The 26,999-nt window shown below is 31.5% G+C and carries 9 protein-coding genes; all 9 read right to left on the minus strand.

Annotated features, from left to right (window positions below; translation table 11 throughout):
* Positions 1-25: 25 nt before the first annotated feature.
* The 9 genes from IMX26_RS03490 to efp all read right to left on the minus strand — a co-directional run bounded on the left by IMX26_RS03490 (position 26) and on the right by efp (position 26,995).
* Positions 26-316, minus strand: a complete 291-nt coding sequence (locus IMX26_RS03490; RefSeq protein WP_195160307.1) for a hypothetical protein — start codon at positions 314-316, stop codon at positions 26-28.
* An 11-nt stretch (positions 317-327) separates the two neighbouring features.
* Entirely contained in the window at positions 328-9,954 is a 9,627-nt protein-coding gene (locus IMX26_RS03495; protein ID WP_195160308.1) for an RHS repeat-associated core domain-containing protein, read from the minus strand.
* A gap of 31 nt (positions 9,955-9,985) precedes the next feature.
* A complete protein-coding gene (locus IMX26_RS03500) occupies positions 9,986-10,744 on the minus strand; it encodes an OST-HTH/LOTUS domain-containing protein (protein WP_195160309.1) in 759 nt (252 codons plus the stop codon).
* A gap of 2 nt (positions 10,745-10,746) precedes the next feature.
* On the minus strand, positions 10,747-11,646 hold the full coding sequence (locus IMX26_RS03505; RefSeq protein ID WP_195160310.1) for a hypothetical protein: 900 nt from the start codon (positions 11,644-11,646) through the stop codon (positions 10,747-10,749).
* A 12-nt stretch (positions 11,647-11,658) separates the two neighbouring features.
* Positions 11,659-14,967, minus strand: coding sequence for a fibronectin type III domain-containing protein (locus tag IMX26_RS03510; protein ID WP_195160311.1), 3,309 nt, complete (start codon positions 14,965-14,967; stop codon positions 11,659-11,661).
* Positions 14,968-15,091: 124 nt separating this feature from the next.
* On the minus strand, positions 15,092-24,079 hold the full coding sequence (locus IMX26_RS03515) for an Ig-like domain-containing protein (protein ID WP_195160312.1): 8,988 nt from the start codon (positions 24,077-24,079) through the stop codon (positions 15,092-15,094).
* 733 nt (positions 24,080-24,812) lie between these two features.
* Positions 24,813-25,895, minus strand: coding sequence for a M42 family metallopeptidase (locus tag IMX26_RS03520; RefSeq protein ID WP_195160313.1), 1,083 nt, complete (start codon positions 25,893-25,895; stop codon positions 24,813-24,815).
* Positions 25,896-25,906: 11 nt separating this feature from the next.
* Positions 25,907-26,428 (minus strand): cob(I)yrinic acid a,c-diamide adenosyltransferase, encoded by a 522-nt coding sequence (cobO, locus tag IMX26_RS03525; protein ID WP_195160314.1) that lies wholly within the window; start codon positions 26,426-26,428, stop codon positions 25,907-25,909.
* A gap of 9 nt (positions 26,429-26,437) precedes the next feature.
* On the minus strand, positions 26,438-26,995 hold the full coding sequence (efp, locus tag IMX26_RS03530; RefSeq protein WP_195160315.1) for an elongation factor P: 558 nt from the start codon (positions 26,993-26,995) through the stop codon (positions 26,438-26,440).
* Positions 26,996-26,999 lie beyond the last annotated feature (4 nt).

Here is a 26,999-nt window from a genome sequence, read left to right on the forward strand (position 1 = left end):
TTGTTTCTTGTATAACTACAAGTCCTTATTTTCTATATTTAATTAAAGGTACATAATACTTATTAATATATATTGCTGGTAAAAATGTTATTACATAAAGTATTATAGCTATATATAGCTTCATACCTAAAAAAAACACTGTCATACATAACAAGCAATGTATAAGAATTCCGACTCCTGCCAAATTAGATTCTATTAATTCACTACCACATTTCTTACAAATGATAGTAGTTCTCAGTCTATAGTTAGTTTTGAACTTATCTTTAAATGTAATAGTACTATTCTCACATACAGGGCATTTAAACAATTTTTTCATATAAATCTCCTCTACTTATTGTTAAAATAAATATTTTCTCCAGTAGCTAACATAATATTTGGATTAATAAGATCACTTCCAGCACTAATGGGTGCTGGTGGTATTCCATAGTCATAAACAGAAATATCTGTTTTACTAAATAATTTGCCTAAAGGATCAAATCTGAATCTTTGAGTATCGTATATCCCATCTTTTTCTATGCTTATAGACATATCTTTAAATCCATTCCATTTTTTTACATCTCCTACAGTATCATAAATACTTTTAATTATCCCTAATCCAGTAAAAAAGTGAGGAGTATATTCAGATATATTGTCTTTTATGAATTTAATATGTGACAACCCTAACAATGCTCCATCAACTGCATTTGATGCTGTAAAATCAATATTAGGTTCTGATAATTCGTCTCTAGCTCCAACAGATAATAAATATGCCAATATATTATATAATGGAGCTACGCTTAATGCTGTAAGACCTGAACCAATTAATGCAGCACTTTTAGATGGATCAAGATCAAAACTAATAGATATTTTAGACTCTATCTTCTTATTATGGTAAGTATAAGTACTTATACAATTACCATCATCATCACTGAAATCATATTTACCTTTGTATTCTTCTTTCTGCCTTATTGTATCAATAGCTCGTAAACTAGCATATGCCTTATCTGTATCTTTATTTTTTATATTTGTAAGATAACTCTGTTTAAGTGCTAATACAGACATATGGTCTTCCTTTGTTAATACCGTTTGATCTTGTACTTCAGGATTAGCTATATTCTTAAATAAGGTTTCAGGAGACTCGCCTGTTTTATTATGATGTTCAATAACCTTTTTCTGGAACTCTTTTGAGTATTCATTTCCTACATTGTACTTATCTAGTATCTCCTTATCACTAAAAACAGGTTTACTTGGTTTACTACCACCTTTTTTAGGTACATAAACTGAATCATCTTTTTTATTATAGTGAACTTCAGCCCCTGCATTTTGGGCAGTTTCACGAATTCTTACTTGTACTCTTCCATCTGTAGTTCTAAAGAATTCTGTTCCATCGTCTGCTTTGGCAGTGCCACCGTTTTTAACTTTATTTAGATCATAAGTAACTGTTTTTGTGCCTATTCTTGTTGTAACAGTATTGGTCTTGCCATCGTAGTCAACTTTTCCACCTAGACCTTCAATTACATCTCGTAAATTACCTGTAGTACTTTTTCCAGTATACTTAGCATTCCCTACTTCTCTTTCACCTACTGTTATAGCTAAATGCCCACTAGGGTCAATATAGTTTATTGGGTCATTCTCACAATAGGTATATAGATTTAAACTTAGAGGATTTACATCCTCACCCCAATAGCTATCTTCACTTATGAATCTACCTATATATGGGTTGTAGTATCTAGCACGTAAATAATAAAGTCCTGTTTCATAATCATAAAACTCACCTGAGTATTTTATGTTATTTGTTTCGGTTTCAATGGTAAGTGTTAAGTTACCAAATATATCGTAATTGTATTGGTTAATAACTTGTCCATTTTTACTAACAGTTTGTACTACATCACCATGACCGTTGTATAGGAAATAGGTAATATTTGTGCTGTTTTTGCTTGAAATATAGTTAATTCCTCTTACATAACTTGTACTTTCATTACCGTTTTCATCGGTTTCTAATATGACATGCTGACGATCATAGTAGTAGTTGGTTGTTTTTTTAATGTTTAGTTTACTTAGGCTACTACTTGTTTTTTGGGTACGTAATCCATCACCGTTATATGTGTACGTTACTATATGGCGGTCGCCATTGGCAATTCGCTCTACTTTTTTGAGTCTGTTAAAACCATCAAAAGTGTTTTTGGTTCTTTCAATAAGTTTATCTATTTCAGTTGACTCTTTGTTTACTACACTACCTTTGGTCATTTGTCTTAAAACAATTGTATGGGGGTGTTCGTAGCTAGTGTATTGGCTTAGCTGATTACCGTTATTGTCATAGAGGTAGTTTACTGTTTTACGTAATAACTCGTTACCCTCTTCATCATACATTTTTTCTACATGTTGTAGTAGTAGGTTTGCTGATGAATAGCTGTAGTTGCTTGTTTTTTTAAGGTATTTAACTTCTTCTTCGGTACTTTTAATTATATATTTAGTTGGTTGCTGTGTTTTATATATTTGCTCACTATTTTGTCTGTTACCTGCTTTATCGTAGCCATAGCTTGTTGTATAACCTGGGGCTTCTACTTGTTTTATTCTGCCTGCGGTATCGTAGCTATAGGTTGTTGTGCCATAACTGTCTGTTTTTGTTTCTTGTCGGCCTGCTTGGTCATAGGTATAGTTATAGCTAGATATTGTGTTAAAGCCTTTTTTGTTAGCTAGGCTAGTTATTTGGTTGTTTTTGTTGTAGCTATATTCTTCTTTTACTCCTCCAGGGTATTCTATGGATTCTCTGTTACCATTCACATCGTAACTATAGGTTGTTGTTAAACCAGCTCGCTTTACTGTTTTCATCCTGTTGGCTTTGTCATAGCTGTATTCTGTTACATTGTTCTTTGTATCTGTAACGCTAGCTATATTACCAAGTTTATCGTAGCTGTAGCTTATTTCAAGCTCACCATTTTTTGTTACTTGTAATAGTTTGTTTATTTCATTGTAGCTATACTCACTAGTACCACTTTCGTCTTGCATTTTGGTTCTGTTGCCTAAGATATCATAGTCATAGGTTATGCTGTCGTTAGTTTCAGTTACTGTTTTTTCTGTTAGTTTATTACGACTATTGTATTTGTAGTTATGATGATTACCCTTTTTATCTATTTGCTGTGAGATATTTAGATGTATATCATAACTATATTTTATAGTTTTTTGCTCTGGATTAATTACTGTTAGTAACAAACCAAAGTCTCCATAGTTATAGCTGGTTATTTTTCCTTTGCCATTACGTTTAAAAGTTTTGTTATTAACTTTGTTATAGCCATAGCTTGTTGTTACACCTAAAGCATCTATTACTTTTATTAGTCTACCAATATTATCGTACTCATATCTTGTTGACTCTGCTAAACCATTTGTTTGTTTTGTTTTTTCACCATATTGGTTGTACTGCATTGTTATGGTATTGCCTTCGGCATCGGTTATTGCTGTTACTTGGTTAGCTAGGTTGTATTGGTAGCTAATAGTATTGCCTTTAGCATCTGTAATGGTTTTTATTCTACCCTTTTTATCGTAACTATTTTGTTTAATTACTTTGTTATAAGGGTCGATTGTTTTTGTTACTCTATTTAGCTCATCATAGTCATACTGCATACTATTGCCTAGGTTGTTGGTTTCTTTTATTTTGTTACCTGCTAGGTCATAGTCATATGTTAAGCTACTGCCCCGTGGGTCAGTTATTTTTTTAACTCGATTTAGTTCATCATAACTATATGTTGCTATATTACCTTTAGGGTCTTTTTCTTTTATTTTATTGCCATTTTCATCGTAGTAATATTCTATAGTGGCCTGTTCACCATTGTAAAACATTACTACTTTTTTAGGTCTATTGGCTTTATCATAAGAATATGCTGTGGTATATTCTTTTCTTCTAATATCTTCTTTTGAGTATAGCTGCCCCTTGGGTGCTACTTCTTTTGTTTTGTTGCCTAAGATGTCATATTCATAGCTTGTTTTTAGCTGAACTTTTGCTGGATACTCATTATCTGTTAAAGAACTTATATTATTCTCACTTTTTATAGCTATTTTATCTACTAGTTTTATATTAGATATAAGTCTGTTTGAGCTATCATAAACAAATTTTTCAATGTTGTATTGACCTTCTTCACGTAGGCTTATTGTTTTTATGATATTGCTGTTTTTATCATAGCTATAGTTGATATTTGCTCCACTATTATAGGTTACTGATTCTAGTTTATTGTTATCTAAGTAAGCATAATAGGTTTCACGTTTATTGTTTATGTTTTTAGTACCAGTTAGAGTTTTTTTGGTTACTCTACTAAGGTTATCGTAGCTGTATTTTTCTAAGCTATATAATGTACTGCCTTGTTTTTCGATTGGTATTTTCTTTTCCACTACTCGGTTTAAGGCATCATAGCTAATATAGGTTTTCGCCCCTGCTTCATCTGTTAGTACTACTTGGTTACCTATCAAGTCACTTTTTATTGTTTTACTGTCACCTAAGGGATTTGTAACTTTTTTTATTTTACCAAGTTTATTATACTCAAATAAAGTAGCATTACCTCTTTGGTCAGTTTGAGTTATTATACGGCCTTTTTTATCGTATACGTATAAGACCTGTGCGCCATCGACATAGGTTACTCGTGATACGGTTTTATCTGGATTATACTCAAATCTAGTAATATTTCCTTTTTGGTCAGTTTGTTTAGTAATATTTCCTAAAACATCATAGCTATAGTGTTTACTATTACCAAATACATCGCTTTCTTTAACTACCCTACCTAAGGCATCATATTCATACACTGTTCCTTCGTTGGCCTCTAATCTTAAACCATCGATTGTTTTTTGCACATTACCATTTGGGCTATATTCTATTTTTTGCAGTATTTCACCCTCGGGGTTTATTACCTGCGTTTTGCGATTCATTATGTCATAGCTATAGGTTAGCCCTTTTAGTTCATGTATTTCTGCTTCGTTATCTTTAGCTGCATTATATTGGTTTGGTGCTATTTCTTTGATAATATTACCTAAAGTATCATAAACATATCTTGTTATTACATGGTCACCTTTGCCAAAAGGCTGTTTGGTACGAATAAGTCTATTTAAATTATCGTACTCAAAGAAAGTAGAAATGTTTTGGGCATTTCGCTCTTCGATTATATTGCCATTTAAGTCATATTTATAGCTTGTTATGTTCTTTAAGGCATCTGTTTTGGCTACTAAACGATTATCTAGGTCGTAGCTATAACTTTGTTTATTTCCATTAGCATCTATAGTTGTTTTTACTGATCCGGTGCTATAATAGCTATATTTTGTTGTTGCTTTTATTAATGCTGGGTAGTCGTTATCAAACTCGGAATTAGCTAATAGCTTAGACTCTATATCGCAAGTATTTAGCAACACGCTACTTTCAATTAAGTTACCCACTACATCATAGCTATATTTTTCTATGTCATAATCTGTGTTATTTACTTTTACTTTTTTAATGTTTACATTACCAGCAGCATCATAACCTATTATGGTTTGTTTATCATTAGGCCCTTCAGTAGCTACTAATTGATTGTTTTCGTTATAAGTATAGCTTACTTTATCACCCATGCTTTTCTCTACACGACTGCTTTTAGTTTTATTTTCAGTTACTTCAAAGGTTTCAGTTGTTAACATATTACCTAACTCGTTATAGCTGAATTTAGTTAGTTTATATTGTATATAGGTATTGTCTTCAGCAATGTATTCTAGGCTCTCTATAAGGTTAGAGGCTTTATCATATTTAAAATATTTAGAGTTTCCTTCTCTATCTATGCTTTCTAGTAAGTTACCTTTATTATCATAAATAAAGTTTTCCTCTAATCCATCTGGGTGAATAATTTTATAGGGTTTACCAAATAGGTTTTTATAGGTTTTTATTTTTCGGTTAGCCCTATCTGTTTCTGCTATATAAAACATTCCTAATAAGTCATAAACATAACTAATGCTTTTATGGTCTGGAAATGTTTTTTGTTTTACTTGATTATTCATGTAGTATGAATACTCAGTTACATTGCCATTGCCATCTATTTCTTTAATAACATTGTCATTGGCATCGTACTCATATTTTTTGGTGAAAAAGCCATTATAACCATTGTCTTTAACTGTTTGTGCTGAAATATAAGTAATGGGTCTGTCATGTACATCATACTCATAGTAATTACCTACTGAGTTTTGAACAGCTAAAGAGTTGTATCCCTCTCCAGATCCTTCTTTAATAATATTGCCTCTAGCATCGTAAGCTTTAAAAGTTAGTACCTTTGTTTGATTATTGCTAAAGGTTTCTGTTCTTATTAATCTGTTAAGACTATCATATACATAAATAAGTCCTGGAGCTGTATTTTTATTTTGCTGCGCATATCTGGCATCAATTTGTTTTATAAGATTGTTATTACAATCATACAAATAGCCTGTGTTATTGTTTAAGGCATCTGTTTTTGTAACTATATTGCCCAAACCATCGTAGCTATAGCTAGTTTTATGTTCTTTGCCATTAACAAATACGCTTTCTGATTTTAGGTTTCCTACTTGGTCATAAGTATATTTAGTTTTTTTGTTTAAGCTTTCATTAATGGTCTCTAACTTGTTTAACACTCTGTTGCGGTAATCATAACTAAAGCTTGACGTTTGGTTATCTTCTCCATTGTATTCAATTTTAGAGAGCATATTACCTTCTTCATCATAACTATACTTTACTAATGTGCGACCTTGCTCACTAATAGTACTATCGTCTTGTTTTGCTTGATAGCTAGTACTGTTTTCTATTACCCTGTTTGCATAATCATAAACTGAGTTTTCTTTAATATAGCTCTTTTCATCGGCTGTTATATAGGTTATCTTCTCTATTAAATTACCTACTTTATCATATTTGTAATTTATATGTGCTTGTCGCTCTTCATCTACTTTTTGGTATTGATCAGTTATGTTATTCATTTTATCGTAAACAAAAGTTATATCTGTTGTTATAGTATTGATATCATTTTTCACTTCACCTTTTAAGTGTTTAAGGGTGTTGTCATTATTATCATAGCTATATTTATTGTATATATAGTTACTTTCGCCCTTTTTAAATACCCTGCTTTCTATTAATCTTCCTAAAGTGTCATAGATATTTTTGGTTATTTTATCTGCGGGTTCTATAATTTCAGTTACATTGTTTAGGCTATCATAGTTATATTGTACTCTGTTATTTAAGGGGTCACTAACTGCCTTTAGTCTCCCCAAATCATCATACTCTTTTTTATGAGCATTACCCTTGGGGTCTACTGAAGTTAGTTGTTTTCCTGTGTAGTCATAACTAAAAATGTTATTATGAAAATTTATTTTATCTTGGGTGACACTATACTTTATTAGTCTGTTAGCTATATCATAGTGCATTTGTTTTTTATAACCTTTATCGTCTGTTAAAGTTAATAAAAGCTTTGTATTTGAGCCTGGGTTTATGGTATAACTTAAACTCACACTCTCTTTTGGCACAGATCCATTCTCTTTATCATAGAATGATTTTTTTACAAGCCTATAGGCACTATCATATGTAAAAGCAACACTATTTTTATTGCTATCTGTTTCTTTAATTTTATTGCCTTTGGCATCGTATTCTATTGTATTGGTAACAATCCAATTATTGTTTTTATTAATGCTATATTTAACTCTACAACCCAAGGTATCATATTCTGCTAAAGCTTTAACACCTTTTTCATTGATTACTTCAATTTTTCTATTTTCAGTTTTATTATCTATATAATTATATTGTAATTGTGTGTTATTTGTTTGTTTTGTTTTAATAAGCCTTTCTACATCATCATATTCATAAGCTGTATAGTTACCATTGCCATCTATCTCTTTAATTAGGTTTCCTGTTTTAAAGTTATAGGCAAAGTTTTTCTCTATTTCAGCGCCATTAACAGTGGCAATTTCTTTTGTTAAATAAGCTCCTTTATGGTCTACACCATTTATGTCTGTTGAGTAAACATATTTTTTGATACTATTTTCAGTTGTGTTTTTAACAGTGCTATTTACTAAATTACCGTAAGTATCATACTGGTACTCAGTGACTATATTTTTATTATTATTTGTGTTATTAATTTGTTTTTTAGATATTATATTACCGTTTGAATCAATGTTAAAAACTGTTTGGCAAATACTATTTTCGTTTTGATTAAATGTTTTTAATTTTAATACATGATATTTTTTATAGTCATAAGCGTAAGTAATTGTATGTTTATCATCTACTGGATAACCCTGCTCATCTCTATCTGCTAATGGACCTGTGTAGTTAAGTAAGTTACCATAAGTATCGTATCTATAATTCTCTACTTTATTTGCTGGCTCACCAGTTATAACGCCATTTTTTTTGTTGTAAATGGTATTTTGCTTTTTCTTAACCAGCTTCATTTCATCATACTCAGAGGTGGCAACTTGTTTGTGATTGTCTCCCTCTTTTACAGAGTTTATTAGCTGATGAAGCCCATCATAAGTATAGGTATTTGTACTACCATTAATATCTTTTACTTCTGTAGAATATTTAAAGCTATCTTTTAAGTAAGTATAGTCATTATTATTGTATCCTTCTGTACCATAACCGTCTGGCTCATTATTATAGCTATACTGAGTTTTATCTTTAACCTCTGTAATAAAGCTATTTAAAAAGTCAGTGTTATTATAGTTAAAATCTTTTTTTATTAACTCTTCTGCTCTATATATTTTACGGTACTGCATACTACCCTGACTAAGCTCTTTTGTATAAGAGTTGTAGGTATATCTTTTAATTCTGTTCTGTTTACAGTAATCTATTTGTACTAGGTTTTCATACTTATTGTAGGCTGAATAGTTATTAGCATTGGTAAAGGTAAAGCCTAAATCGGGTTGCTCATACCAAAAATGGTATTTTGGTTGATTATCCATATCTATTACGCTTTGTAACCTTGTTCTTATTACATGTTTGCTATTACTCACTAATACCGCTGATTTATGGTAAATAATATGTTTATTATTAGGTAAAGTAATTGTAACTTTAAATTTATTTTTTAAATTACCAGAGTCAATGTTATTTGGATTTTGATAAGCGGTATAGCTATTGTGCAGATTATAAGTAGGGTTTTCTTTAGCCCCTACCTTATAGTTTGCATCATCTGAATACTCAATTTTAATTTTGCGACCAACTGTATCAATTATTTCTGAAATTAGTCTTTTGGTAATTTTAGTATTATCTACTTTGTAAGTTAGGGTAGTATATTTAAACTGAATTGTATTACCGTATCTATCTACAATACCTAATATTCTCCCATCTTTAGCAAAGTAGGTATTTTTGCCGGCTTTATTTGTCATTACATATTTAGATATACCATCACTCTGTCCATTATTAAAATGGGTAGATTCACGTAAGTATACATCTTTAACTGTTTGAGCAGCTGGCACATAAGTAAGTACTGCATCTCTTAAAACTGGATTAAGGCTATATACATCGCCAGCCTCGGTATGTAGATACATGTGTTTATAACCTTGATTCGTTTCTTTTATTTCCATTGTCGGAAAAGAAAATCTGGTACCTATACCTAAGTTATAACGTTTTTCATAAAAAGAAACTGTTTTAGCATCATACTCAACATAGTCTACCCAAGCACCATTAACATACTTAACATTCATGTTTTGAACGTTAGATGTTCCACTTTTATAAATTCTTTTTATTTCTACATCTAAGCCATTTCTACCGGGTAAATAATAGTCTGTTTGAGTAATAGTTAAATCTCCACTTCTGGGGTTAATGTATTCATCTGTATAGTTGTTTCTTAAAAATACAGGTGATAAACTAGTATTATACAGTTTACTAGGGCCTACTAAATTGTTTAAATAACCCTCAAGTGACTCTTGTGGTGATTCTGCTTTAGCAAATGTAGTATTTATTGTTAATATCATTAAAAGGACTATTAGTCCAAATGATATTTTCTTTAATTTAATCATCTTTTTCTCCCCTAATGCTATGTTAATGTATTTAGTTATATAGTTTTTGTAAGATATTAGCGTATATTTTCTCGTGGGTATCTCCATTACAAATCATTTTTATTACTTCTAAAGGTTTTACATTAAACTTATTAGCTAACACAAATGCCTCAATAACTTGGTCTTGATTAATACTATACTTTTTTATGTAATAAGCTATTTGCTCATTTGTTATTTGAATTTTGAGTAGAGTCTCTTGACTATTTAGGATTTCATACTCTTCATTAATTGTTTTAAAACTCTCCCCTTCAACTTTTCTCATTAGTATAGTAAAAAAATCTTCTTCTGTTACAAATGATATTCTGTCAGCAATCATTATGTCATCTGTAGTTATAAGTGAACTACTCATTAATTGGTGTAGCTTTTTAAAGTCGAATGTTCTTGGAGTAAATTCAGGATTATTTTTTGTGTATTCTTGAAAAATCTTTGACCATGATGACTCTTCTTTATGGCTTTTAAGTAATTGCTCTAGGCTAGCCATTTTGCCATATTTATCGTTTAAAAAGCTATAAACAATTTGAATATTGCAAAGTTGATAACCCTCTTCTATTAATCTATTAATTTCAGTAACAAATTTATCTTGAATACTGTAAGTAGCTATAAAAGTTTTTAAGTCTATGCTTTTTTTCTCAATTGTAGTTTTTTCTTTTACTAAGTTTACAATGTTATCCGAAGGTAATGCATATACAACCCCTTGCATCGCTATGCAAAGTAACAATACACTAGTTATAAATTTTATTTTTTTGTTCATGTTTATCTGCCTTTCTCATTCATGGGGTTAATTGTTGATATCTCTTTATTTAATTCATCTTTTGGATTTAGAGGTTTCACACTATTTGGTGTAGGCACAGTAACAAGTGGTACCTCAGGATTATTATTTTCTGTTTGTTTATCACTATTAATATTTTCTTTTTCTGTTGCATTACTAAACTGCTTTTCGTTTTGCTCTTGTAGTTTTATTAATAATTTTTCCTCAATTAAAGCTAAAGTAATGCGCTCTTTGCCTACAAATAATAGTTGTTTTTCGCTTTTTTGCTCTTGATATTTTTCTTTATCTTTTAAGTATAGTTTTAAATCTATATTAAGCTGTAATGAATACAGGTATTCATTTAAGGCTTCTTCTATGTTGTTAAAATCTTGTTTAAGCTTTAAGATTAGTTCTATGGCACTATCTATTTTAAATTCACTTAGTAATTCTTTAAAAGGCGTTAGGTCTTCTTCTTTATTAAAAATATCTACAACAGGATTTGGCTCAGGTATTATTGTATTATCCAAGTCCGAGGTTAATTCTTCGAGCTGATATACTGCTCTGTTAACTAATAACTTTACCTCAGAGATTTCATCTTGTTTAAACCCCATAGCCAAATAGTTTTTATTAGCATACAATAAACTTTCAGCTTGTTCGTCACCTTTAAAAGTTTTGAGAATTGTATTAAAATCTTGACCATATTCTCTTAATTTTTTAATGTCTTCTATATCTGCACCTGTCATATTAGCTATTTCTGCTGCTATTTTTATATCTTCTTCTGTAAGCTTGCGTTTAGTTAAGCTATGTTTAGTACCTAAAGACATAGCTACAGCAGAAAAGACCATTGTAAAAACAATAATTAAAGCTAAAATTTTAGGTAAAATACTTCGTTTTTCTTTAGCCATTATTTTCTCCTCTTACTTCTCTTTTATATTTAAGTTTATGGTGGCCTGTCCTGTTATTTTTGGTTTAAATACTATTGTAGTTATTTCACCAGACCATGATTTACCCGGAATTATATTTTTATTTACTTTTATGGACACTTGTGAATCTTGTTTAGTTACAATTAAGTTAGTATTTTTAATTGGGCCTGATTCTGTATCTTTTTGAGGTGTAAAACCACATAAATCTACAATTTCAAGCTCTGCAGTATCGTACTCCATATTAAATGTTATATCACCAAAGTCTTGTACATTATCTACAATAATAGACAGCTCAAATGTTTCACCTTGTTCACAATTTATTAGGTAATTAGGATTCTCGGTGCTTATTATGACAGCACTGCTCCAAGCTGTGATACCAGCTTGTCCCTTAGACCTTACTCGGTAAATATGTGATGTTCCTGGTTCTAAAGGAGTATGTATATATTTATTTAGCTCAGTAGCTATAATTGAATTACCATCGATTTCAATTTCATAAGCTTCTGCACTATTAACTTTATCCCATTTAAGCTCTATACTATTATAAGTAGCTATTGCCTCTACGTTTTTTGGTGTTTCTGGTGGATCAGGTAATGTTGACAATGAAAGTACACCACACCATTTAGAGCTATTATTAAGTGACTTAACCCTTATTTTATAGGTATGATATTCATTTTGAGTTAGTGCTAAATGCTCAAATGAGGTATCTGTTCCTATGTCTTGTAAAACTCCATCTACCTCTATTTCGTATTCAGCTTTATAGGCAACTGTATCCCAAGATATATTTATAGAGTCATTTGTTACCACAGCCATTACATTTGTTAAAGAAATTGTTTCGTTTTCATCTTCTACAGGCAGCGTTCTACTGCTAACTGGATTCGACCACTCACTTTTGCCAGTTATATTTTCGGCCTGTAGTTTGTAGCTATGTTCTTCATCTGGCTTTATATTTTTATGAATAAACATTGTTCCTTTTATTTCTTTGATAACATTATCATCAATACATACATAGTATTTTTCGGCATAAGGTACATCATACCACGTTACAGTAATGGACTCTGTATCTGATGTTGTTAATATGTTTTTGGGAGCAATGGGTTTTTCGGGATGAGTAGTTACATCTACTTGCTCACTCCAGTCTCCCTCTACTTTTCCGTTTGCTCTAGTAGCTTTTACCTGATAACTGTGTCCACTAATGGGTTCTAAACCCTCATGCAGGTAAGATGTTTCTGTGCCAACATCAATTTTAGTACTACCATCTATTTTTATATAATATCCTTCTGCTTTTTCTACTGGTGTCCAAGTAAGGAAAACACTATTTTTGGTTATTTGGGTAGTTAAGTTTTGAGGTACTGCTGGTGGATTAGGTAATGTTGATTGAATTAAAACATCACTGTATTCACCTTTACCTCCTATGTTTATAGCTCTTACAGTAACCTGATACTCTGTTTCTGGAACTAAGTCGTTTATAGTTATACTTGTATCATTACAAACAATAGGCTCTTGTTCATCTATTTTAACCTCATAATATGTTGCCCTAGTGGCAGAGCTCCAAGTTAACTGCATACTAGTTTGACTATAGTCAGTTACTGTTATGTTCTCGACCTTAGTTGGTGGGTATGGTAATGTTGAGATATTTATAACCTCACTCCAATTGCCTGCTCCACTTGAGTTAACTGTTCTTATCCAAAAGCTATAGGGTGTGTTTGCCTCAAGACCACTAAAAGTATGTGTGTTATTATTTGGGTTAATGTTTGTAATACCATTAGCATCTTTAATTTCATAAAATTGAGCCCCAGTTATTTTATTCCAATACAATGTAATGCTCTCTTGAGTTTTTTCGTGGTCTGTAAAAGCTGGTGGTTCAGCTAATGTTGTTATGTTTATAGCCCTACTTAATGGTGTTATTTCACCATTATGGTTTTTTGCTTTGGCAACAATAGTATAGGCTTTATTTTGCTGCAATCCTTTTATGGTTTTGCTCTTATTGATAAAGGTAATCCACGATTCATTGTTTGTTAAGCTACCATCATTAGCTAAATACTGATTATTAACTTTAACAAGGTACTCTGTAACAGATGGATTATTATCTTTAACAACTATACTTAAAGTATCTTTGCTAACTGTATCAATATCTAAAACTGGTTTTTCTGCTGCTGTATATATTGTTTTCTGTAAGGTGCTAATATTAGAGGCATTATCTATCGCCTCTAACACCACGTTATAGCCTGTGTTGGGCAGTAAGTTAGTTTTTGTGGCTTGATTGTTATTTGTAAATACTGCTGCGTTATCATCTATATTTATTTTATAGGGTTTAGCTGCCAAACCAGAGCCATTATCTTGGGCTGTCATGGTTAAGTTTATGCTATTTTCAGTAGTATTTGTTTGGCTAATATTAATTTGGGGTCCTGTTTTATCTATTTTAAAATTCACAATATCTTGCACTGTATCGCATTGGTCATAAACTGTAAACTTTAATTTATGGTTACCTTCGCTGAGTTGTGCTAAATCAATTTGCTGGATATCTACAACAATTGCAGTTTTAGTATTAGGCACATCTACCTCATAATGAGGTGTTGTAGCATTATCTATAAAGCACTTAATTGTTAATGTATCACTATCGGGGTCAGTTACTTTAATTCTGGGATTAAAACCTTTTGTTCCTGGTACCCATTGGTTATTTAGTGGTTTAAGAATGTCAATTATCGGTATTTTCTGTATGTCTTCAAAAATTGTTGTTAGTTGATTTGAGAATGATCCACCTAAATCTAGTTTTAAACCATCTGTTGCATTTACTAAATAATTAAAAGTACTATGTCCTATACCTGTTAAAGTTATATCTTTATTATTTAAGATATTACTAACTGATTTGTGACTATAGCCATGTCTACTAGTTATAGGCTCGTCTCCAATGATAATAAAATATTTGGCTGCATTCTCATAAAAGGTATAGCTATTAATTGCTGTCATTATTGCATCTAGGCCATTCTCTGTGCCACCAAATGTATTAACATTACTTAAATTGTTTCTAAATGTATTTACACTACTAGTTAAATTATATTTTTTGCAATGTGTCTCATAAGTTATTAAGCCCAGTCTATAATCAATACCTTGAGCTACCATTAAATCTACAAAATTACCAATATTACGTTTAACATTATTAATATCATCACCCATACTTCCTGATTGGTCGATAATAAATACTATTTCTATACGACTTTTTGCATAAGCTGGCTGTAGTTGGATAGTACTAATTAATAAAAAAGCAATTAAAAAGAAGCCTATTATTTTTTTTATGTTTTTCATTTAATTTCTCCTAATAACTTTACAATGAAAGATAAGAACATCCAGCCTTATTAACTATGTTAAGCTTTTAAGGCTGTAGTTCTATTCTTTATCCTCTCTAAATATTATGGAAACTATTATATATTTACTCTACACAATAAGTTACTTTGCTATCATTACTACTATTAGCTAATAACTTAATACTATTTACTAATGTTTTAGTAACATTTTTTGCTAAAAACACTATTTCACCCGGCTTGTATGAAACAACACTAAGATTTGTGCCCTTAATATCTCCAACCTCTGTTTCAATCTCTGGTGTTATGGCACATAAATCAACTATTTCAATCTCTTTTACATCATAGGTAAATGTTATTTTACGTTCATTTGTATCTTTTAAATAAGGTATAACCATTACAAAGTTAATTTGTTTGCCTTCACCTACATTAAGGGTAAGTTCAGGAATAGTTGCCTTTTCGTATATTTCAGTCCACTCACTAATAGCAGTTTCATTTTTCACTCTTACTCTATACTGATGAATAGTATTTGAATCTAGCCCTTCATGTAAATACTTAGCTTCGGTAAGATTCTCAAAAATTTTACCATCTACCTCAATATCAAAGGCTTTTATCTCTTCTTTTTTATCCCATTCTAGGGATATTGAACTGGTAGTTACTTCAGTGAACACTAAATTAACATCTATACTTGGTACTGTCATAACCTTTATAAGCTCCGACCAGTCACCTTTTCCTCTACTGTTGTAAGCCCTTACTCTATACTCATGCCAAGTATTAGGTAATAATCTTTCATGTTTATACTTTACTTCATTATTAATATTTATAATGTTTCCATCTACTTCAATTTCATATCCTAAGGCATCTTCTACAGGGTTAAAACTAATTAATATTTCATTAACTGTAGGTTTATTTACAATATTCTTAGGGATATCTACCATTGTAAATTGTTTAATTGTTTCGGTAGTACTGTCGCCATTTACTATGGCTTTAACTCTATATATATAAAGGTTATTTGGCTCTAAGTTTTTATCTGTATAGGAGGTTTTTGTACCTACAGATTTCCACTTACCATCTATTAGTACTTTGTAACTTGCCCCATTTACTTCGCTCCAGCTTAAGTCTACTGTAGTACTTGTTGCTTTAGAACTAAGAACAAGATTTATATCTCTCTTAGTTTTAGCTGTTAAGTAACCACTCCAAGCTGTACTTCCACCTGCATTGCAGGCCCTAACTCGATATGTATGTGAGGTGTTTGCTGCTAAGTGTTTATGGTCATAGTAGTCACTATCACCCACATTAATAACTTGTCCATCTACTTCTATTTCGTAGTGAGTAGCGCCAGTTAATTTATTCCATGATACCTGTATATAGTTTGTTGTTCTAAATGCTTCTAACACAAGTTCTCCTTGCACTAAGGCAGTAGTGTGGATTTTATCACTCCATATACCAGTGCAGTTTATATTTACAGCCCTTACACAGTAACTATGAACACTGTTTGCAACCAAATTTTCATGTTTATAAGTTAGTTCAGCTGTTTTAATTATTTCTCCATCAATTTCTATTTCGTACTGAGTTGCTTCTGCTACCTTATCCCAGCTTAAGTTTATATAGTTTGCTTTAGCAGTAGCTTTAAAGTTAGTTGGTTTTGATAACATTGCACTGTTTGAAATAAGACTGCTCCAATCGCTTGCTCCTAAATTACTTTTTGACCTTACTCTATAGCTATGCACTGAGCCTGGAGTCACTGAGTTATGTACAAACTCATTTGCAATTACTTCTTGTATTACACCATCTACTTCAAGATCATATGCTGAAGCACCTGAAACAGTATCCCAGTTTATTTTTAGTTGATTATCCGTTGCTGTTACATTAATATTTTTAGGAATATCTGTTAATGTTTTTTGGGCATAAACATTACTCCAAAAACTCTCTGTGTCCTCATTTTTTGCTCTAATTTTAAAAGCATACTGGGTATTTGGGGTTAAATCATTCATTACAAAATCAGTATTACAACCACAATAAACAACCGTACCATAGTTCTCTACTTCATACATTGTGGCATTTTCTACAGCACACCAAGCTAATTGTATTTTTGTTCTATACGGTGTTAATACAATATTTTGAGGTGGTGTTAATTCAACAACTTCAGCAAAAACCTTTGTTATTGGTTCACTCCATTCACTTGTACCACATTCATTTATCGCTCTAACTTTAAATGAATACTTATTATTTAGCTGTGGATTGTTAAAAATATATTTTGAGTCGTCTACTTCAACCAAATTATCATTTATTTTAATTTCATAACTTGTTGCACCTAGTACTAGGTTCCAATTAAGTTCTATACTATTGTGTTTATTAATTGCTTTTACACCCTGAGGTATTTGTGGTATATCACTATTTATTACAATTACACTACAAGTATCTGTAAAGTCACCATCTGCTGTTTTAACAGTTATTATGGCCTCACCTAATCCTACAGCAGTTATGTTGCCATGTTTATCTACAGTTGCTACCTGTTCATTCGAACTGGTATATTCTACTAATTTATTAGTTGCATCGTTAGGATTAATATTCAGCTCAAGTTGTTGCTTAACAGTTTGTCCGTCTTGTAGTTTTAAGGTATATGAATCACAGTTAAAGCTTACAGATTTAACCATAATATATTCACTACTACCTAACCAACTAGGTTTATCTAGGCTACTTAACCAGGGGTAGGTAAAGCCACTTATAATATTCCAAGTATGAGCATAACTATGGTTTTCAGCTATATCCCAATTATTAAATGTACTTAGCTGTTTAAGATTTTCAGCACTTATTGGCTTATTATACTTGTTCTCATAAAAATGCTTATTGATATCGGTATTAAAATAACAATCATCAACATTTATCGCTCTATCTACATAACCAATAAAACCATTTGCTTCATTGTTAGCATAAATAACATCACTGGAAGCATAAGAATTACTTATGCTACAATCACTTGAACTTTCATTACAAACCATGCCAATAAAACCTCCAGCATAGTCTTTAAACATAAAGTTAAAAGCAACTACCTCGCCAACTGCAAAAGAATTTTTAATAGCAAAACTTGAGCCACTAGAGGCTGTTACTTTACCTATAAGTCCACCGACTTGATTACTCGCCCTTACAATACCCGAGGCATAACAGTTTTCAATTTTGCCATTTTTTAAATAGCCAATTAAGCCACCAACCCTACTGCCTAAAAAGATTTTGTTGAAGTTAATATTTGCTTTATTGAAACAGTTTTTTATAAGGCAATTATTATTAGTAAAGTTAACATAACCAAATAACCCTCCAACATTGTCAAGTCCAGCAATATTTCCACCCGAAATTGAAACATTTATTATCTTAGCATTAGCTGCTTTTACATAACCCGCTAATCCACCAACTTGATTTAGTCCTGTGACACCGTTACCACCTATGTTAATTTTTAAATTATAAATATTACAATTATCTCCCAATGCTGCAAATAGTCCTATATTACTATTAAAGTTTGCAGAGATTGAAAGGTTACTAACTGTATAATTATTTCCATTTAAACTACCTGTAAATGGGGCATTTTGGGTTGCGATTGCCCACCAGTGATTATCCGGCAAATCAATATCTTTTTGTAAGGCATAGTTTGCCTTCAAGCTGTACCTTATATTAGATAGATGTTTAGCATTACTAATAAGATAGGGGTCTTGCAAAGTGCCTAATCCTCCTGCCATAATGTTATTTATATTTGGCTTAACATTTGGCTTTTTTAAGCTCTGCAAATATGGATATGACAAACCTTCATCTATAGCCCAAGTATTTTCGAAGTCTAACCCTTTTAAGTTCTCTTGTTTTACCATTTCTATGGTTAGTTTAGAAACTTGTACCTCTACACTGTTTTGTGCTTCAACACCTGCTACAATACCATCTATATATAAATCTTGCATATTTATGTATTTTTCTGAATTGCTATTACCACATACTAAACCTGATTTTAAATAATTGTAATCTTCATTAGGTAATTGAACTGCACAAATAGCTTTTGTTATATTAAACTTTGCGTTATCTACTTCATCAATATAGCCAACTACAGTTCCTATAAAGGTGCTAGCTAACAAATTGCGAGCATTAACACTACCATAAACAGATATGTTATATATGGTACTTTCAATACTACCTTTAACAAAGCTAGAACCAATAAAGCCCCCAACATAGTCATAAGCCTCAACAAAACCATTACTATATGAATTTTTTATTACACCGTTATTAAAACTACCTGTAAAACCACCTGCATGGTTTAATATCGCATTTACATTTATCTCTGCATAACAATTAGAGATTGTAGCATTTTGACTTTTATTGTTTATCTGCCCAATCAGTCCCCCTACATAAGAGCTACCTCTAATCTTACCTTTTCCTGTAACACAACAGTTATTAATACTACCTTGATTTAATGAAACATAACCTGCTAAAGCTCCAACTCTATCTAAAGCTTTTACACCTGTTTCACTTATTGAAATTTTAGTATTTATTACCTCTGCATTGTCTGCAATACAACCAAAAAGACCTTGATTGTTGCGCAAACTATTAATAGTTAAATTTGAGATAGTAAAATTTCCACCATTAAAGGTTCCTGTAAATGGTTCCTTCACGTCTCCTAAAGCTAACCATTTATAGCCGCTTAAATCGAGATCATTTATTACTTTATAACTAGCCTGAAGGTTATCTTTAACCCTTATCAGTTTTTCTACAGAATCTATAAGATAAGGATTCTCTTTAGTACCTTCACCAGCGTACATGGAAGAGTCTTTAAGTATTGTTACCTGACAGGTGTCTTTAAAAGTACCATCGTTAGAAGTAGCTGTTATGGTAGCTGTTCCTAATGATACTGCCACTACTTTTCCATTTTCATCTACGGTAACCACACTTGAGTCACTTGATATATATTTTAGCTGCTTATTTGAGGCATTGTGAGGTACTATTTCAACATTTAAATATTCATAAACTTCAGTACCTTGTTTTAATTGCAGAGTAATATTTTTATTAATAATATTTATACCAGTAACAGGTATGTCGCCAACAGAATTATATGGATTTACCATAGTGCTTAGCCATGGCAAAGAGTTATTTTGGTTAATAAGCCAAACAGTATCTGCATTATTATTTTCACTCATGCTCCAATTACTATAAGAATTAATCTCCATCATTTCTGTTTCTGTTAGCCCTTTGTTATAGGAATTTGTCTCAAAATTTGAGTTAATGGTTGAATTAAAATAACTATCTAAAACAGATAAGTTGTTTTTTTCTATACAACCTACTAAACCATTAGCTTGTTTTTTAGAGCTATTAATACTTACAGATGCGTATGAGTTTTGAATTTTTGAGCTATTTTTACTATTTACTTTACCAATTAGTCCTCCAGCATAAGCACCAAAAAATGAATCGGCAGCTAACAAATCACCTGTTGCAAAACAGTTTATAACAGTAAAAGAATTATTGTAAGTACTTGAAGCCGTACCTATAAGCCCTCCTACACATCTTTTACCTTGTACGGTACTATTGGCATAACACTTGCTAACAGTACCATTCTTTAGGCTACCTATTAAGCCTCCAATGTTGTATAGCTTTAAATCGTAATTAGAGTTAATAGTTGCGGTACTATAACAGTTTTCTATTAAGCAATTTTCACTATTATTAAACTCAGCTTTACCAAATAGCCCCCCAACATCGCTAATTCCTGTAATAGAGCCACCTATAATTGATACATTTCTTATTGTAGCTGTAGAAGCAGTTATAGCACCAGCTAAGGCTCCTACCTCGTTTAAGCCATTTACACCTTCATTACTTAGCTCAATTCTTAAATCTTTTATTTTACATCCTGTACCTAAAGATGAAAATAAGCCAGCCCGAATAGCCATAACATTCTTAACTGTGAAGTTTTTAATTGTATAATGGTTACCATTAAGAGAGCCTGTAAAAGGAGACAATAATGATCCAAGTGGTTTCCATACTCCGTAATCAATCATATTTATATCATTTAATAACTTATAGTTAGCGTTTAAATCAAATTTAATATTTGCCAATTGTTTAGGGGTGCTTATTAAGTAGGGATCATTAACCGTTCCACTACCCCCAGCCATCATTTCAGCTAAACTAGAATCACCGAGTCCCAATAGTTGGGCTAAATATGGATCTATCTCAATACTATAATTATTAAAAAAATCTTTTAAACTAAAATCCCAGTTAAAGATATCTAAATTACTTATACTGCTATTACCATAATCAAAGCTCGGTACATCATTAGCTAAATTTCTCGGAACACCTATAGTACTATAGTTAGAGCGTATTGCTTTTTTAGAATTACTACTATCCTCAACATAACCTATTAGTGAACCGATATTTTGGCTTTGACTATTTGTAATATTTAAACTTCCTAATACAATGTTATAAGAGATATCACTTAGAATAGAGTCAGTAGGGAAAAATGCTCCTAGTAATCCACCAACATAATCACTTCCGCTTACACTTGAGGTACTTACACAATTCTTAATCCTACCATTTTTAAAGCTACCAGCTAATCCTCCCACATATTGATTAGCATTTACCTTAACACTTACATAACAATTAGCAATATAGGCATTGGCATTAGTGTTATTAACCTCTCCAAATAAAGCACCTACATAGTTATTACCACTAACTAAACCATTGCCAATTACATTACAATTTTCTATTTTCCCCTCATTAAGATTTACAAAACCTACTAGAGCACCTACTCTGTCATTTCCATGAATATTATTACTGCTAACTTCTATGTCTAGATTTTTAATAACAGCATTTTCAGCTACACAACCAAAAAAGCCTTGATTATCTTGTTCACTATTAATACTTAGGTTTGTAATTTTAAAATAATTACCTTTAAATTGACCTGTAAAAGGCTTTTCTAGTGAACCAATTGCTTGCCAATTTGTAATACTATGCAAATCAATATCTCTAACCAAGAGATAACAAGCACTAAGTTCATTTCTAATTCCAGTTAGTTTTTCAACACTATCTACAATGTAAGGATTATCCGCAGTACCTTCTCCTTCATATAAGGTTTTCTGTTTAGGTGTATATACAAGTTCATCACTTAAATCACTTTCTAATTCTCCTGCTACTGCTTTTACTGTGATTGTGTAATTCGATTCATTATTTGAGTTATATATGTATTGTGGCTCTGTGGTTTCATACTCTGCTCCATTAATTGTAAGCACATATGATTGGGCATTCACCACTGCTTGCCATGTTATTTTTAAACTATCTTCTTGATTTTCTACTTGTAAATTTTGTGGCTTACTTAGTTGTTTAGTAACATATGAAACTTCATCACTTAAATCACTTTCTAATTCTCCTACTACTGCTTTTACTGTGATTGTGTAATTCGATTCATTATTTGAGTTATATATGTATTGTGGCTCTGTGGTTTCATACTCTGCTCCATTAATTCTAAGCACATATGATTGGGCATTCACCACTGCTTGCCATGTTATTTTTAAACTATCTTCTTGATTTTCTACTTGTAAATTTTGTGGCTTACTTAGTTGTTTAGTAACATATGAAACTTCATCACTCAATTCACTTTCTAATTCTCCTGCTACTGCTTTTACTGTGACTGTGTAATTAGATTCGTTATTTTTGGTATATATATATTGTGGCTCTGTGGTTTCATACTCTTCTCCATTAATTGTAAGCAGATATGATTGAGCATCCTCCACTGCTTGCCACGTTATTTTTAAACTACCTTCTTGATCTTCTACTTGTAAATTTTGTGGTTTGCTTAATTGCTTAGTAACATAACTAAACTCATCACTCAATTCACTTACTAATTCTCCTGCTACTGCTTTTACTGTGATTGTGTAATTCGATTCGTTATTTGTGCTATATATGTATTGTGGCTCTGTGGTTTCATACTCTGCTCCATTAATTGTAAGCACATATGATTGGGCATTCACCACTGCTTGCCATGTTATTTTTAAACTCTCTTCTTGATTTTCTACTTGTAAATTTTGTGGCTTACTTAGTTGTTTAGTAACATATGAAACTTCATCACTCAATTCACTTTCTAATTCCCCTGCTACTGCTTTTACTGTGATTGTGTAACTTGATTCATTATTTGAGTTATATATGTATTGTGGTTCAGTTGTTTCATAGTCTGCTCCATTAATTGTAAGCATATATGATTGGGCATTCTCCACTGCTTGCCATGTTATTTTTAAACTATCATCTTGATCTTCTACATGTAAATTTTGTGGCTTACTTAGTTGTTTAGTAACATATGAAACTTCATCACTCAATTCACTTTCTAATTCTCCTGCTACTGCTTTTACTGTGACTGTGTAATTAGATTCTTTATTTGTGCTATATATGTATTGTGGCTCTGTGGTTTCATACTCTGCTCCATTAATTGTAAGCACATATAATTGGGCATTCTCCACTGCTTGCCATGTTATTTTTAGACCATCTTCTTGGTTTATTACTTGTAAATTTTGTGGTTGACTCAACTCACTAATACTTGCCGGTGTTACATTATTTTTTTCTACTACCTCATTGTTTTCGTTAACATTACTATCAATTTCTTGTTCATTCTTGATGTCTTCTTCTTGATTATTTTCCTCAGTATTTTCTATTTCACTTTCTAAATTATCTTCATCCTGTTCTATTTCTTCATTTATTATTTCATCTATCTCATCTGTTTTTTCTGCTATTTTTATATAATCTGAGACAACTATATGTTGTTCATCTGTCCACTCACTTATATTAATATCATTTTGAGCCCTTACTTTTAGAATAAGTTGCTTTTTATCTAAATTCTCTAATAAATTAATATTAAAGCTACACTCGTCTCCATTATTTATTATTTCTCCATCTAAAAATATTTCATAACTTGTAGCATTCTCTACAGCCTGCCATTCAATAGTAATACTTTTTTGATTAGCATTAATAACAATTCCTTGAGGAATACTCAAACTACTCTCATAAGTTTGAATATCAGCATTTGCGTATGCTAAGGTTATCATCTGTACAACTAATGTAACAATCAAAAAAGCTTTTGTTAGTTTACTGCTTTTTAACCAGCCCATACCTATCTCCTTAATGTTAATTTTATATACTTAAATTTTTGTTTAACAATAACTAACATTATATCTATATTACTTAAAATGTAAAGGTTCTCTTTTTTTATAAAATTATTCTAAATTAATTTATATTTACATTGTTATTTTATTACCTTGTCGTTGTGTTTATGTTAAATTTTAAAATAAAAATGAATTTATTCATTATATTACATTTAACTTTATTTTTAATATACATACTTTTATTATGCCAATTGTATTATTTATGTTATTATTGATATTTATCTATATTGATGGGTGTTATTTTTAGTTTTTTGATAATACACTTCTTTATGGTTGCTAGTTTGTGTAGTATCAAAAAATAACCATTTCTTTAAATAGAAAATGGTCAAGTAATTATTTATGAGTTGAATAATATGCTAATATGAAAATTATGTATTTTTGAAAAAAACCTAAGAAATAGTTTAAATAATGTTACATTAATGAATAGGAATAATAGAAGAACATCTCTTACTTATTAATAAACACAAAGTAGCTATTCATGTTATATTAGAAATGATAAAGCAAGTTACTACCATTTAGTTTGTAATAGAAAGAGAGAACTTATCAAATACAGTAGGACTTCAATCTGGAAACATTAAAAAACACATTCAAAACAAAAACAAAGTTAAAAGTAATAAAGGTAATACAGCTTTACTTATAGAAAAACCACCCGCTTTTCGGGTGGTTCTGTATTAACCATCTAATCTAAAAAACCTATATCTCCATGTTTATCTAACTCTCTAGCTACTGCCATTAACAGCTTATATCCATTAATTGCATCGTTAATATCCATCATTTCTACTGGTGAATGAGAGTACCTGCGAGGGATTGTTACTGCCCCAGCTAGTATTCCATCTCGCTCGAGATGCATTGAGGATATATCAGAAGTTCCTCCTAAAAATAAGGCTGCTTGTACAGGCAAGTTATGTGCTTTAGCTGTGTCTAAAAGCATTTTTTTCATGCCTGGATGTAAGAGATTACCTCTTACTCCACCACCACTGGTTAGGGGTATTACAGGCCCTTTACCTAGGTAAATATTTAACTCGACCTCGGTATTTATCTCGGGAGTATCCCCTGCTGGTACGGTATCTAAAGCAATTGCTATATCTGGATTAATGCCAAAGGTAGCAACCTTAGCGCCTCTTAAACCAACCTCTTCTTGAGAAGAGAATACGGCGTAAAAATCACCCGCTAGTTGATCATCTTTTAAGTCCTCTAACATTTGCCATAAAATAGCACAGCCTAAACGGTTATCTAAAGCCTTGCCACAGAGTTTATCGGTATTGGCAAAAAAGTCTATTTGGCTTTTTTGAGTTATAGGATCACCAACGTTAATGCCCATATCTAAAACCTCTTGTTTTGAGTTAGCACCAACATCAATGTACATTTTTTTATAGCTTACTACTTTGTTTTTTTCCTCTGGCAATTGAACATGACCAGCTTTAACACCAATAATACCTAAGTTACCATTTACAGTTACTTTACGTCCTGGCATTAAGGCATCTATCATGCCGCCAATTTTATTAAAACGAATAAATCCTAAGTTATCTATGCTTTTTACTATTAATCCTATTTCATCGGTATGGGCAGCTATCATTAATGAAGGCCCAGTACTTAAACCTTTTTTAACAGCAATTAGATTACCCAGGTTATCTACTCTCAAATCATCTACAAGTGGCTTCACTTCATCTTTTAGCAACTTAACAACAGGTTGTTCTTGACCAGATATTGCGTTCAACTTCTGTAAAATTTGCAATTTTTCAAGTAGATTTTTTTTAATCATTATTTATCTCCCTAAAATTCTATTCCTTTAGTAGCTGGAACACCATTATTATAGTGGTGTTTTATCTCTTTAACTTCACTTACCATATCTACATAGTCTATCAATTCTTCAGGGAAACCTCTGCCAGTCATTACAATATGTAATTTCTCTGGTTTGGTTTTAAGGAAATGCAATACATCCTCTATGTCTACTAAGTCATAGTTCATGGCAACGTTAATCTCATCCATAATTAATACATCAATTTCGCCGCTCATAGCTTTTTCAGTTGCTCTTTTAAAGCCTTCACGAGCAGCATTTACATCCATAGGGTCGGGAGCAACTTGGTTAACAAAGTTAGGTCTGCCAGCCTGCTCAATAGTAAAGTTGTTAAACTTCTCTACTGAATTAAGCTCTCCTGTTTTACCTTGTCCCTTCATAAACTGAATCATGAATACGTTAAAACCCTGACCAGCAGCTCTAAAGCCAAGGCCTAAAGAAGCTGTAGTTTTACCCTTGCCGTTGCCAGTATAAACTAACACTAGTCCTTTACTCATTTTAAACACCTATACGCGAGTTTGATACTCACCAGTACTAGTATTTACTCTAACAACATCACCAATTTTTACAAAGAAAGGAACATTAATTGCTGCACCAGTCTCTAAGACTGCGGGCTTTCCACCACCACTCGCTGTATCTCCACGAGCATCTGGGGCTGTATCAATAATTTCTAAATCTACTGTTAATGGTAAATCAACACCAATAACTTCGCCTTCATAGAATTTAATTTGAATTTCCGTGTTTTCTTTCATGTATGGAATAGCTGACTCAAGGTTTTCTTTGCTAATTGAGATTTGCTCAAATGTTTCTGAATCCATAAAGTTATAGAAATCCCCATCGTTATAAAGATATTCCATTCTTTTTCTTTCAATATGAGCTTTAGGCATTTTTTCACCAGCTCTAAATGTTTTCTCTATAACCTGTCCTGTTTTAACATTTTTAATTTTAGCCCTTACAAATGCAGCACCTTTACCGGGTTTAACATGTTGAAAATCAATAATTTGATAAGCATAGTTATCTAATCTAATTGTTAAACCAGTTTTAAAATCACTTGTTGAAATCATACGT

It is taken from the genome of Clostridium sp. 'deep sea', from assembly GCF_014931565.1.
Classification (GTDB): Bacteria; Bacillota; UBA994; order PWPR01; family PWPR01.

Coding starts and splice junctions, on each gene's coding strand:
- IMX26_RS03500 (WP_195160309.1), bottom strand. CDS start 10,744: ATGAACAAAAAAATAAAATTTATAACTAGTGTATTGTTACTTTGCATA.
- IMX26_RS03520 (WP_195160313.1), bottom strand. CDS start 25,895: ATGATTAAAAAAAATCTACTTGAAAAATTGCAAATTTTACAGAAGTTG.
- IMX26_RS03515 (WP_195160312.1), bottom strand. CDS start 24,079: ATGGGCTGGTTAAAAAGCAGTAAACTAACAAAAGCTTTTTTGATTGTT.
- efp (WP_195160315.1), bottom strand. CDS start 26,995: ATGATTTCAACAAGTGATTTTAAAACTGGTTTAACAATTAGATTAGAT.
- cobO (WP_195160314.1), bottom strand. CDS start 26,428: ATGAGTAAAGGACTAGTGTTAGTTTATACTGGCAACGGCAAGGGTAAA.
- IMX26_RS03490 (WP_195160307.1), bottom strand. CDS start 316: ATGAAAAAATTGTTTAAATGCCCTGTATGTGAGAATAGTACTATTACA.
- IMX26_RS03510 (WP_195160311.1), bottom strand. CDS start 14,967: ATGAAAAACATAAAAAAAATAATAGGCTTCTTTTTAATTGCTTTTTTA.
- IMX26_RS03495 (WP_195160308.1), bottom strand. CDS start 9,954: ATGATTAAATTAAAGAAAATATCATTTGGACTAATAGTCCTTTTAATG.
- IMX26_RS03505 (WP_195160310.1), bottom strand. CDS start 11,646: ATGGCTAAAGAAAAACGAAGTATTTTACCTAAAATTTTAGCTTTAATT.